The sequence below is a fragment of the Alienimonas sp. DA493 genome, from assembly GCF_043951915.1.
In the GTDB taxonomy this organism is placed as follows: domain Bacteria; phylum Planctomycetota; class Planctomycetia; order Planctomycetales; family Planctomycetaceae; genus Alienimonas.
Window position 1 is genome coordinate 1 of sequence record NZ_JBINJD010000145.1, and the last position, 12,786, is coordinate 12,786.

A 12,786-nucleotide genomic window follows, 5' to 3' on the forward strand; every position below is an offset into this window, starting at 1 on the left:
CGGGCCGCGCGGGCGCCGCCGCCGCCCGGCGTTCCCGCGTTCGCGGCGCCGCCACGACTTCCGTCTCGGTTCGCCACGGCAACGCCCACTGCCAGCGGCGGCCGGCGATCTCGGCCAGGAGCAACACGCACCCCGCCGCCGCGAACCAGGGCCACAGGGCCGTCGGGGCCGGGCGGGGCGGGGGGTCGTCGAAGACCGTGGCCACGTCCGCCCGCCGCTGCCCGCCGGAGAGGGCCGCGATCTCCTCCAGCGTCGCCGCCCCCGGTGGGCGGTCGTCCCGCGGCAGGAACTCCGGAGAGTAGGGCAGGCTGATCGGCGGCCCCCGCGTCGCCACGCCGCCAGGCCGGCGGAGCAGCGTGCGGTAGGTACCCACCTCGTCCAGTTCGAACCGCCCGGTCAGCGTTCCCGGCCCGTCCCAGCGGAGGTCCACGGCGAAGGGTTCGGACGGCGGCCCGGCGTCGGGATCGTCGGCCGGCGGCACGACCAGCAGTTCCCACTCCTCGCCGGCGTCCGCGTCGGTCCGCTCCGGGTCGAATTCGACCGTGACCGTCGCCGTCCGCCCCTCCCGCGCGACCGTGAGGAAGGCGTCGCTCCCGTCGCCTCCGGCCGTGAGCCAGCGGACGTGCGCGGCGAGGAACTCGTCCAGACCGGCCCAGTCTCCCGCCGGCCCCACGCCGGCGCCGGACGCGTCGGCGTCCAGCGGGAAGGTGAGCGAGGCGACCCGGCCCAGCCCGCGATACCAGGCCGCGGCGAGCGGGGCGCCGTACTCGTCGCGGGTGCGGACGCTCAGCGAGGCGTCGTCCCGCAGCTGCGTGAGGTTGTAGCCGCCCACGCCCGGAAAGGCGCCGGCGCCCAGTTCCCCCACCAGCGCGACGCCGGAGGCGAACTCGCCGGGGATGCCGGCGGGCGTTTCCGCGGTGACGAAAGTGTCCGTGACCACCGCCAGGGCGTCCTGGGCGAACAGGCGGGGCAGTTCGCGGGGGTCTTCGGTGAACAGCACGTTCCCCCGACCGGCCTCCGCGACCGCCTCCAGCAGCGGAGCGTCCTGATCCAGCCGCGAACCGAGGCCGATCACGCTGACGGTCGCCCCCAACTGCCGCAGCCGGTCGAGCGGCGCCGCGTAATCCGTGGGGCTCTCCGCGTCGGCGGCGTCGGCGAAGACGATGACGTGCTTGGTGGCCGCCTCCGGCGCCCGCGCCAGTTGATCGGCGGCGGCGTCGAGGGCGGCGTCGACGTAGATGCCTCCGCCGGAGGAGACGATCCCGCGGGCGGCCGCCGCGACGCGGCCGGCGCCGGCGTCGATCTCCGTCAGCGGGACGATCGCCTCGGCAGCGGTGTCCACGGCCAGCACCGCAGCCCGGTCGCCGCGGGAGAGCACCGCCACCGCCGCCGCGGCCCCCTCGTTCGCCAGGTCCATTTTCGTCCGCCCCCCGCCGTCGGCGTCCCCCACGGGCACGGCCATACTGCCGCTGCGGTCGAGCGCAACCACGATCGCCGAGCGCTCCCGCCGGGCGTCGTCCCGCAGGTCCATCGACACGGGCAGCGCCGGGTCGAGCGGGCTCTCGAAGTACCCGCCGACCGCGTAGCTGTTCCGGCCGCCGGTCGTCAGCAGACCGCCGCCGAGGTCTTCCACGAAGCGGACCAGCGCCGTCATCTTTCGCCGCCCCAGCGAAGAAGCCGGCACGTTGTCGAGGATCACCGCCCCGTAGGGGTCCAGCGAATCCTGCGTCAGCGGCCGGTCGGCCGGCGCCGCGACATCCGTCTCGAGCCCCGCCGCGGCAAGCGCCCGGGCGAGGCGTTCGCCGCCCGGGGTTCCGTCGGCCGTCGGCTCGCGCAGCAGCAGAACGCGACGGGGGGCGTCGATCCGCAGGCCGGCTTCGCCCCGATCGTTCTCCGCCCGGGGGTCGTTCGGCGTCTCCAGCGTGGCGGCGTAGAGGTGGAACCCGTCCGCCGGGGCGACGTCGCGGAATCGCACCCGGCCCCGGCCGGCGGGGAGATCGACCTCCCGGGAGGCGATCGGCGTCGCCGGTCCCCCCGGCTCCCGCCGGGCGAGCGAGACGCGGCCGCGGCCGGCGGCGGGGCTGAAGAACTCCACCCCCACCGCGATCGGCTCCCCCGGGGCCGCGGAGGCGGGCAGGGTGAGGGCGGTGATCGCCGCGTCGCCGGTCCCGACGGCGGGAAACGGGCGGACGTCGATCGGCGTGCCCGCCGCCCGAGCCCGGCGGGCGGCGTCGCGGGGGTCCGGGCCGGTCGCCTCCCCGTCCGACAGCGCCAGCAACCGGGCCGGACGGCGGGGGTCCGTCAGGTCGAGGGCGAGGTGCAGGGCTGCGTTGAGGTCCGTGCCGTCGGCGTCGATCGGGAGGAGGAACTCCCCCGTCGCCCCCGCCGCCGACAGCGGCCGCTCCGCAGCCGGCCGGCCGCCGAAGGTCACCACCCCGACCCGATCGCCGGGACCGCGGGCGGCGTCGACATTCCGCACCAACTCGGCCAGCGCCGCGTCGTCCGCCGGCATCGACCGGCTGCGGTCCAGCACGAGCACCACATCGGTCCCCTCGCCGGACAGATCCGCCACCGGCCCGGCCGCCGCGGCGACCAGCAGCCCGGCGAGGATGCCCCGCAACGCGTCTGTCCGCGGGTCGCCGGTGCGGCCGAAGCGGAACCACGCCCAGCCGACCGGCAGGGCCAACAACAGCAGGGCGGGGCGGACGAAGGGGAGCACGTCGCAAGGGTAGCGGCCGCCGCCCGGTCCGTCGGGCGTGCGGGACCGCACGGTTCGTTCAAACGGGCCGGGTGACCCACCAGTCGCCGACGACCGCCCCCAGCGCCGCGAGCGCCAGCAGGGCGATCGGCCAGGGGGCCGGGTCGTCCACCGTCGTGCCGGCGGCGTCCTCACCCGGCTCGATCGTGCCGGAGCCGAGCCCGGTCAGGTCCGCCTCCCGAGCGTCCGCCAGCCGCACGGAGAACCGCCCCAACTCCGGCCCGTCCGCCCCGTCCGACACCGCCCACAGCCCGACCGACGGCGGGGCGACCGTCACCGTCGCCTCCCGGGGCAGTTCGATCGCGGCGTCCCCGTCCAACGCCTGAAGAACCAGCGGCCCGCCCGCGGCCCGCTGGGCGGCCGTGAGCGTCAGCCGGGCCGGTTCGCCGAGCCGCAGGTTCGCCCGGTCCGGCCCCGGCAGGGCGGCCCGGCGGGCCTCGACGAGGTTTGAAATCAGGATCGGCCAGTCCGGCGTGCGGGCCAGCGTGCCCCGGGCCGGATCGACGTTCAGCACGAAGGCCCCGTCCCAGCCCGCGACCCGCCCCAGCAACGCCCGGTCCCCCGCAGCGATCACCGGGGAGAGGGGCAACGCCGCCCCGTCCGGCCCCGTCACCGTCGTTCCCGCGCCGGCGCCGCCCCAAACGGCTCCCGCCAACGAGACCCCCGCGGCCAGCGGGTCCGCCCGATCGATCAGGAACGGCCCGCCGGCGTCAACGCCGGCGTCGTCGCCCAGCAGCGAGCCGACGGCAACCGTCCAGACGTTCTCCGGCCCCTCCGCGAAGAGCGAAGCGAGCGGGACGAACCGCAGGTCCGCTTCGTCCTCCGCCCGCAGGACGTCCGGCAGCGCGTCGACGGCCCGCGACACCGCGGTGCGGGCCGGACCGGGGGGCAGGGCGACGGCGACCCGCACCGGACGCCGCGGCTCCGGCAGGAGCGTGGCGGAGGAATCGGCGGCGAGGGCGTCCCCCGCGGCGGTCAGCCGCACCGTCACCGCCTGATCGCGGAGGTCCTCCGGCAGCGGCAGCGTCGTCGAGACGGCCCCGCCGGGCGGGGCGTCGAGGGTGCGATCCGTCCGCTCGGCGCCCGCGGCGTCGCGGAGCGTCACGGTCAGCGGCCCGGTCGCCCCGTAAGAACGGGCCCGCAGGAACAGTTCCTCCCCGGCGCCGTCGGCGGCGGGCTGTCGGGTCGCCGCAAGCAGCGCCGCGTTCGGCCGGGGGGCGCCGACGGCCTCCACCGCGACGCCCTCCGGCAGGTCGAGCCGCGCCGGGTCCCGGTCCGTAAGGAACAGCACGCTCCCCCCGTCGACCGCGAGGCGGGCGGCAAGGTCCAGGGCGGGGGCGACCTCATGCCGCGGCCGCACCGGGGCGGGGCGCTCCCGCAACGCCGCGACCACCTTCCGGTACGGCCGCCGGGGGCCGCCGACGACGCGGGGGCGGTCGCCGGTTTCGATCACGGTCAGCAGCGTGTTCGAGCCCGGCTCGCCGGCCCGCTCCGCCAGCCGGTCGAGGGCGGCGTCGCGGAAGGTCGGCGCCGCCCGATCGCCCTCGGCGTCCGCCGCCGTCGCCGCCATGGAGGCGGAACCGTCCAGCACGGCCACAAGGTGCGGGGCGGTTGTTTCCCAACTCACCCGCGGCCCGCCCAGCAGCAGGCCGAGGGCCAGCGCGGCGAGCAGTTCCAACCAGAGGCTCGCCGTCGGCCGCAGCCGGTCGCGGGTCCGCCCGCCGGCCGGCCGGCGAATCGCGTCGTCCCAGAGGAACAGCCCGCCCACCGCCAGCGGGGGGAACCGCACCCGGTACAGGTGGAGCCAGAGCACCGCCGGCACCGCCAGCAGACCCAGCAGCCCCCAGGGTTGGGCGAACGAAATCACCGCCGCCCCCCCAACGCCCCGGCCGGGGCCAGCACGGCCCGGCAGAGGTCGCCCAGCGGCGGTCCCGCGGTCAGCGTGGCGAAGGTCGCCCCGTGGCTCCGGCAGGCCCGGGCAAGGCCGTCGATGAGCGCCCGCAGCCGGGCGCGGTAGGCGGCGACGGCGGGGCGGTCGAGGGTCACCTCCGCGGCCTCGTGCGCCTCCGGGTCCGTCAGCCGGCGGCCGCCCAGTTCCGGCGGGTCGGCTTCGAACGGGCTGAGGATCTGGATGAGCGTCGCCGCGTCCGTCCCCCGGCAGAGGCGCCGCACCAGCGGGCCCGGGTCGTGGGGGAAGAGGAAGTCGCAGAGGACCACCCGCACGCCGCGGCCGGTCGCCGGCAGGCCGCCGCCGACCGCGAGGTCGGCGAGGGAGGTCCGCCCCGTGAAGGGGGCGCCGTCGAGCGTCTCCAGCGGCCGGCCCCGCGGGTCGGGACGGTCGGCTTCGCTGAGCAGGTGCAGGGTGGGTCGGTCGCCGTCGTTCGCGGCCATCCGCCAGCAGGCGGCGGCGAGGGCGCGGGCGAGTCGGCCCTTCGCGGCGTCGCAGCCCATCGAGGCGGAGCCGTCCAGCCAGACGGCGGTTTCCCGGGCGACCTCTTCGCGGAACACCTGCACGATGGGAACGTCCGTGCGGGCGAAGGCGGCCCAGTCGAGGTGCCGCACGTCGTCCCCGGGCAGGTAGGGGCGGTGCTCCCGGAATTCCAATCCGCTGCCGGCGGTGCGGCCGACGCGCTCCCCGACCGCCCCCGCGGCCCGCGGCGGGCGGCCGGAGAGCGTGTACCGGGCGGCCGCCGCCAGCACGGCGGGGTCGGTCGAGACCGGGTCGGCCGACGCGTCCTCGGGAGGGGACAGGGTCATGCCGGCGCCGACGCGGGGGGCGCCGCGGGCTCGGCCGTCGCCTCCTGCGGTTTCGGGCGGAGCAGGTCGCGCAACTGCCCGACGACGAACGGGGCGTTCGCCGCGACCGCCGCCGCCGCCAACCCGCCCAGCAGAGCCAGGTGACCGGCCGTGGCCCCGCGGGTGACCAGCACGGGGCCCAACAGCATCGGGGAGAGGGCGTCGAGGGCGGTGGGCTCCTCGTTGCTGACGAACTTCAACATCCGGGCGGCCGTCGGGGGAATCAGGCCCATGGATCCGACGATGAGCACCACCAGCCGGGCGGCCGTCGGCGGGCAGTTCCGCAGCAGGGCCGACCCCAGCCGCATCGCCGCGCCGCACAGCCCGACGTACACCAGCGTGAACGCGATCCCGCAGGCGACGATTTGCGTCCACGGGTCGCCGGCGAGCAGGGCCCCGGGCAGATCGCCCCAGCCGTCCACCTCCGTCCCCGCCCGGCCGACGCGGGAGGAGAACACCGGCGCCTTCGCCACCCGCACCCAGGCGGCCAGCCCGGTGAAGACGACGAGGTGAATCCAGACCAGCAGCACGCCCCGCGAGCCGCCCGGCAGCCACGGGGCGGCCAGCAGGCGGAGCGCCGGGCGGCGGGGGATGCCGCGGCGGACGCGGCGGCTCAACTCGTCCGGCTCCGCCGCGAACACCACCCCCCAGAACAGCCAGTGGGTCAGCGAGAGCCCCGCGACGACCCCCAGCGCCGGCGCCCCCAGCAGGTCCGGTCGGGCGAGGTACACGGCGGCCGCCGCCGCGATCAGCAGCCAGAACTGGGCCGTCACCGTCAGTCGCACGGCGGTGGAGCGGTTGTCCGCCTCGAAGGTCAGCCCCGCCGCCGCCGCGTTCACGAACAGCACCACGTAGCTGCCGCTGATCGCCAGGAACGCCAGCACCGACCACTGGAAGGCCGGCTCCGAGAAGGGCAGCGGCCGCACCAGCGCCCCGCTGAAGGCGCTGCCGACGTAGACCCAGACCCCGCCGAACAGCGCCGACCCGAGGGCCCCCGCCAGCAATCCCTGCCAGACCTTCTGCCGCACCACCGCGGCCAGCATCACCGCGAAGCTGCTGGCGACGATCGCCCCCCACGCCGTCGCCGCGAGGAAGAACGCGGCCGTTTTCGGGTCGAAGCCCTGCAACAACGCGCAGAAGGCCACGAACGGCGCCACGGCGCTGTAGTAGACGAGCATCTGCATCGCCGCGCAGGCGATCTTGCCCAGCACGATCTGCCGGGGGGAGAGCGAGGTGATGCTGAGCACCTCCCACGTGTTCTCCAGCCGTTCGTTCAGCACGCTGCGGTACGCCCCGTAGGGCACCAGGAGCAGCACGGCGAACGCCAGCACGCTGTAGAACAGGGTGAAAAACGCCCCGCCGACGGCCCCGAACTCCACTGCGTTCCCGGCGAACAGCAGCCCGCAGCTGCCGATCAGCCAGCAGACGCCCAGCAACGCCCAGAAGGTGCCGAGAAACTGCTTCGATTTGAAGCTCTGCCGGACCTCCTTGATGAGGATCGGGTTGAGCAGATCCCCCCCGCGGTCCAGCCCTTCGTTGAGCCGGTTCGGCTCGTCGGCCCCGCCGGGTCGCTCGGCGGCGGAGGGTTCTGCGGCGAGGAGGTCGGCGGAGTCGGCGACGGCGGCGCTCACTGCGTGATCCCTTCGGTGAGGGCCATGAAGGCGTCTTCGAGGCTCTCCGTCTCCGCCGCGAACTCCGCCACTTCGAAGCCCGCGGAGAGCATGTTCCGCAGCAACGCGGCCCGGTCCGCGTCTTCTCCCTCGAAGACGAAGCCGATCGCTTTGCCCGACTCCGCGGCGCCGGTGACCCCGGGCTGTTCGAGCAGCCACCGCACCGCGGCCCCCGGATCGCCCAGCGTGCGGACGGCCAGCGCGGCGCCGGAGGCGCCCCCTTCGGCGGCCTGGGCCGCGGCCTTCGTCCGCCGGGCCGCCCGGATCTCCTCCACGGTGCCGGAGACGACGATCCGGCCCGCCTCGATGATCGCCGCCGCGTCGCAGATCTCGCCCAACTCCGTGAGGATGTGGGAGGAAATCAGCACCGTCTTGTTCAGGTCGCGGGCCAGCAGGGCGATCAGCTCCCGCAGTTCGACCCGCGCCCGCGGGTCCAGCCCGGCCGCCGGTTCGTCGAGGATCAGCACCTCCGGGTCGTGCACCAGCGTGCGGCCCAGGCCCAGCCGCTGGCCCATGCCCTTACTGAGTTCCGTCACGCTCTTGTGGGCGATCCGGCGGAGTTCCGTGAACACCAGCACCCGCTCGACCGCGTCCCGCCGGGCGGCCCCGGTCAGGCCATAAGCCCGGGCGAAGAAGTCGAGGTATTCGACCACGGACATGTTCGGATACTTGCCGAAGCCGTCCGGCATGAAGCCGAGCTTATCGCGGACGGCGTCGGCGTCGTCGATCACGCTGTGCCCGCAGACGAAGGCGTCGCCTTCGGTGGGGGTGTCCAGGGTGGCGAGGATCCGCATCGTCGTCGTCTTCCCGGCGCCGTTCGGCCCGATGAAGCCGATCACCTGTCCCGGCCGGGCGACGAAGCTGACGTCGTCGACCGCCTTCAGTTTGCCGAACCGCCGCGTGAGCGACCGCACCTCCAGCGAGGGCGGGGGCCCGCCGACGGCGCCGGCGCCGAGAAGCGCCGCGCTCATCGCCCGCCCCCCGGCCGCCGCACGCCGACGGCGCCGCCCGCGTTCGCCGGCGCCGGGTCAGGGGCGCCGTCCGTCTCCGGTCGGCCGATCAGCAGGTGGGCGCCGCCGCGGGCGTCGACCGGCAGGCCGCCGTATTCCGTCAGCGCCGGCTCCGCCAGCAGGGCGACGAACGTTCCCCGGGCCACCGGCGCCAGCGGGGCCTCCTCGAAGGCGTCGATCGGTTCGGTGTGCTCGTTGAGCCCGCGGACGCTCGCGGCGGTGCGAAACAGCAGCGAGGCTCGGAAGCTCGCGTGGGTGTCCGGGGCGGAGTTGAGCATCGGGAAGTCGCTCAGCAGTTCGGTCTGACCCTCCTCCATCCCCGGCGGCGGCTGGGGCAGGCGATCGTCGAGCGCCTCCCGCCACTGAAACGACTCCTCCCCGGTGATCGGCCGGAGAACGGCGGAGCCGCCGGCCGGCAGGTCCGCCCCGTGGTAGATGCGGCCCTCTTCGTCGGAGAGCGCAATGAGGGCAAAGTCCCGCTCGTACCCGTTCACCGCCGTCGGCAGGCCGTTCGCCCACTCGACCGACAGCCGGCCGCGTTCCGGACGGGGGGTGACCGTGACGAACTGCGTCCGCGTGCGGCTGCGGAGCGCGTCCCCCGACCAAGCCTGCCCGACGGTCCAATCGACGCGGCCGCCCCCGACGCTCGGCCCCGGCGGGGCCAGCGGCAGCACGGCGGCGTCCGCGGGAAAGACCAGGCCGGCGTCCGGCGTCTGGGGGGCGAAGATCGCCGTGCGGGCCCATTCCACCGCCCGGTCGGCGTCGGGGTCGTGGGCGGTGACGGCCAACTGCCGCGCCTTCGCCCCGAACCCGTGCATCAGCGTGGAGTACGCCAGCAGCGTGCCGGCGGTCGCCGCGGCGATCAGCGGCACCGTCAACGCCAGCCGCCCGACCTGATGTCGCCGTCGCAACACGAGGTAGTTCACCGGACCGATCACGATCACGAATAGCGTGATGAGGGTCACCAGCGTACCCACCGGCACGCCGCGGACGCCGGGGATCAGAAACTCGATGAACTCGGCGTTCGGCCCCCGCCCGCTGACGCCGAAGCGGTCCGCGACCGTCAGCCGATCGGCCCCCAGATCCCGGAATACGGCGTTCCAGTCGCCCGCCCCGTCCCGCCCCGTCGCGAAGGCGTAGACGCGGCCGCCGGCCACGTTCAGCCGCCGCGGGGCCAGGCCGACGGGCAGGCTCGGACGCGGCGGCTGCGAACGGGCTTCTTCTTCAAAGAGTCGTCTCCCGCCAAACCGGCGGCCCCTGTCGAATCGCGGTCGCTCCTCGAACCGGGCTTCGTCTTCGCCCCGCGGTCCGTCTTCGCGCGGCGGTCCGTCGTCAAACCCCTGACGGGAGCCGCCGCCGTCCGATCCGAAGGGGCGGAACGGCGGGGAGCCGAACCGGGAGAACGGGTTCTCCTCCGGGTCCGGCGGGGTCCCGTCGCCGTCGGGCGCCGTCGCGGTCCAGCCGCCGGGGGCGTCGTTCAGCCCGAGCGCCCGGCGGACGGCGGGCGGCAGCGGTTCGGCGGGATCCTCCATCACGTTCATGACCGCCACCGTGCCGCCCGCGGCGAGCCAATCCCGCACCGCCTGCCGGGTCCCCTCCGACAGTTCCGCCAGCCGCGGGGCGTCGACGACAATCACGTCCACGGTCGTGAAGCCGAGCCACGTCTCGGGCAGGGCGTCCGGGGGGAGCGTCCGGCCGTCCCCGCGGCTGCGGCCCGAGATGCGACGTTCGGTCGAGCGACTGGGATCCGCTTCGACTGCGGCGAGCATCGTCGCCGCCGCTCGCTGGAACGCGCTTTCGTCGGCGGGCGTATCGCCGATCACCAGCGTCGCCGGGGGGAGCACGGCGCTGACGTCCGACCGGGGCGGGTGCACCTCGTGCGTCAGACCGGGCACGGCGTCCTCCAGCAGATCGTCGGCGTCCCGCGGGTCGGCGAAGACGACGCCGTCCTCCGGCAGCGGGTCGGCGAGGATCGCCACCTCGCCGTCTCCCCACGCCGCCGTCAGCGGTACCGGCAGGGTGAAGCGGGTCGACGCCCCGGCGGGCAGGGCGACGGTGCGGGTGACCGTCATCGCCCGTCCCCCGCCGCGTCGGGACTCGTAGGGCACAAACGCCACCGTCACCGCCCGGGCGGCGCCGCGGTTCGTCAGACGAACCCGCACCGGCCAGTAGCCGCCCCGCTGCCCGCCGACCCAGCGGTCGTCGAACTCGCACTCCAGGTCGTCGGAACTGGACCGGGAGACGCTGCCGGACTGCGCGCCCGCCGGCGTCGCCCCGCTCAGGACGCACACGGCAATCAGGATTCGGGCGAGCCCGCGGGGCGTCATCGAGGCGATCCTCCGTCAACTTCGGATACGTGTTCCAACACCGCCGCGGCGAGCTTCGGACCGTTCCAACCGTCCAACCGGGCGGCGTAATCCGGTAAAATCCGGTGACCGAGCACGGCCGGGGCGACCCTCCGTACCTCGTCGAAGCCCACGTTCGGCTTGCCCGCCAGCAGCGCCGCCGCCCGGGAGGCCGCGGCGAGCCCCAACGCCGCCCGCGGGCTCGCCCCGTAGCGAACGTGCGTTCGCACCGGCTCCGGCGCCCGGGAGTCGGCCGGGTGCGTCGCCGCCACGACCCGGCTGAGGTACGCCAGCACCGCCGACGGCAGGTGCACCCGGTCCGCCGCGGCGAACAGGGCGTTCAATTCGTCGCCGTCCAGAACCCGCTCCGGCTCCGGCGCCCGGCGGGCGCTGCGGGCGGTCACGATCCGTTCCAGCACCTCCGGGCCGACGCCGCCGACGTCGATCTTGAACAGGAACCGGTCGAGCTGGGCCTCCGGCAGCGGGTAGGTGCCCTCCAGTTCAATCGGGTTCTGCGTGGCCAGCACGAAGAACGGCTCCGGCAGCGGCCGGGTCTGCCCGGCGGCGGTCACCCGCCGTTCCTGCATCGCTTCCAGCAGGGCGGATTGGGTCTTCGGGGTCGCCCGGTTGATCTCGTCGGCGAGCAGCAGGTTCGTGAACACGGGCCCCGGGCGGAACTCCAGCCGCCGCCCGCGGCCGTCCTCGTTCTCCTGCAGAATCGCCGAGCCGACGATGTCTCCCGGCAACAGGTCCGGCGTGAACTGCACCCGACGATGCTCGAGCCCCAGCAGCGCCGCCAAGGCCTTGACCAGCTCCGTCTTGCCCAAGCCCGGCAGACCTTCGAGGAGGAGGTGGCCGCGGGCGATCAGCCCCACGGTCACCAGATCCAGCAGGGCGTCCTGGCCGAAGATCACCCCCGCCAGTCCGTCTCGCAGGCGGAGCAGCCCGGCGCGGGCGCGGTCCACCTCCTCGGGCGTCAGCAGAGCCGACGCGGGCGCGGCGTCAGACACGGGCGGGGAAACTCGCGGAGGGGAACGGAATGCGGAGCCAGCGACGAACGTCACTCGGCGACGGGCGGGGGAGTCTGCGCGGAAAAGTAGCGGCGTACCACTCCCCGCAACCGCGGCGGCACCGGCCGCCCGGCGGTTAGACGACGCGACGACGCGGGCGGCCGCTCGACCTGCGGGGAGTTCGGCGGCGCGCTGCGGACCGGCGCCGCGGGCCGGGCCGACCACAGGCCCTCCGCCAACCGCCCCGCCGACGCCAAGCCCGGCGCCAACGCCTGAGCCGCGATGCTCCCGGCCTCCGCGGCCCCGTTCGGGAGGGGCAGGTCGAAGGGGGGAAGCCGCGGTTCGGGACCGCCCGGCCGGGGCGCCGGCGACGACTCAGCGGCCCGGGGAGACGCGAGCGCCTCGGCCAGCTCCGGCGGAAGAGACGCGAGCAGTTCTTCGGGATCTTGCCGGGCGAGGGCTTCGGCGCCGGCGGCGGCGAGGGCGGTGCGTTGCTCCTCCGTCAGGCCGGCGGCGAGGTCGAGGATCGCGTCGGGGTTCTCGCCGGCCGCGGAGAGCAGGGCGCGCAACCGTTCGGGATCGTCCAGCCCCGCCGCCGTCGCCGCATTGCGGACCGCCTCGGATTCCAGCAGCCCGGAGCCGGCGAGCAGGTCGGCGCCGCTCGCCAGCGTGCCGGCCAGTCCCGCGGCGGTCTCCCCGTCCCACGTTCCCGCCGCGGCGACGGCGCCGAGCATCCGCTCGCGGAGGGCGTCGGCGGCTTCCAGCTGCGACCCGGTCGGACCGTCCTCGCCGATCTCCACGGTCAGCCGCTGCAGATCCGCCTTGGCCCGGGCCAGCGCCGCCGGATCGGCGGTCGCGGAGTCGGCGAGAGCGGCCAGCGTTTCGGCCAGTTCCCCCGTCAGCCGATCGCCGGCGACGGTGCGATCGACCGCGGTCTCCTGCCCGGACATCGACTCCACCGGCGCCGTCCAGGCCAGCAGGGCGAAGACGGCGGGAACCGCCAACGTCTTCGCCAGACGGCCCAGCGGCAGCGGGGGGCGGGCGTCCCGCCAGCGGTCGCGGCGGGTCTCCAACCGGGCGAGCCACGCCGGGGAACGCTCCGCGGCCGGGCGGTCGGCGAGACTCATCAGCAACCCGCCGGACCGCAGGGCGCTATCCACCGCGGCGGCCGCGTCCCGCGGGGTCGGCAGGTCGCGG

The 12,786-nt window shown here is 75.5% G+C and carries 8 protein-coding genes; all 8 read right to left on the reverse strand.

From position 1 onward, the window contains the following. Window positions 1-2,770: VWA domain-containing protein (locus ACG2DA_RS17910; protein WP_395257331.1), on the reverse strand; the 2,770-nt coding region annotated here is incomplete at its 3' end. Between the two features lie 7 nt (window positions 2,771-2,777). After that, window positions 2,778-4,625 (reverse strand): BatA domain-containing protein, encoded by a 1,848-nt coding sequence (locus ACG2DA_RS17915; RefSeq protein WP_395257333.1) that lies wholly within the window; start codon window positions 4,623-4,625, stop codon window positions 2,778-2,780. Beyond that, on the reverse strand, window positions 4,622-5,515 hold the full coding sequence (locus tag ACG2DA_RS17920) for a DUF58 domain-containing protein (RefSeq protein WP_395257335.1): 894 nt from the start codon (window positions 5,513-5,515) through the stop codon (window positions 4,622-4,624). Before ACG2DA_RS17920 ends, ACG2DA_RS17915 begins: the two co-directional genes overlap by 4 nt. Then, on the reverse strand, window positions 5,512-7,185 hold the full coding sequence (locus ACG2DA_RS17925) for an ABC transporter permease (protein ID WP_395257337.1): 1,674 nt from the start codon (window positions 7,183-7,185) through the stop codon (window positions 5,512-5,514). The genes ACG2DA_RS17920 and ACG2DA_RS17925 overlap by 4 nt, the downstream gene beginning before the upstream one ends. Continuing rightward, window positions 7,182-8,195 (reverse strand): ABC transporter ATP-binding protein, encoded by a 1,014-nt coding sequence (locus tag ACG2DA_RS17930; RefSeq protein WP_395257339.1) that lies wholly within the window; start codon window positions 8,193-8,195, stop codon window positions 7,182-7,184. Before ACG2DA_RS17930 ends, ACG2DA_RS17925 begins: the two co-directional genes overlap by 4 nt. Further along, on the reverse strand, window positions 8,192-10,561 hold the full coding sequence (locus tag ACG2DA_RS17935; RefSeq protein WP_395257341.1) for a hypothetical protein: 2,370 nt from the start codon (window positions 10,559-10,561) through the stop codon (window positions 8,192-8,194). Before ACG2DA_RS17935 ends, ACG2DA_RS17930 begins: the two co-directional genes overlap by 4 nt. Further along, entirely contained in the window at window positions 10,558-11,589 is a 1,032-nt protein-coding gene (locus ACG2DA_RS17940; protein WP_395257343.1) for an AAA family ATPase, read from the reverse strand. Before ACG2DA_RS17940 ends, ACG2DA_RS17935 begins: the two co-directional genes overlap by 4 nt. Before the next feature lie 50 nt (window positions 11,590-11,639). After that, a partial coding sequence (locus tag ACG2DA_RS17945) for a hypothetical protein (protein ID WP_395257345.1) occupies window positions 11,640-12,786 on the reverse strand: 1,147 nt, incomplete at its 5' end.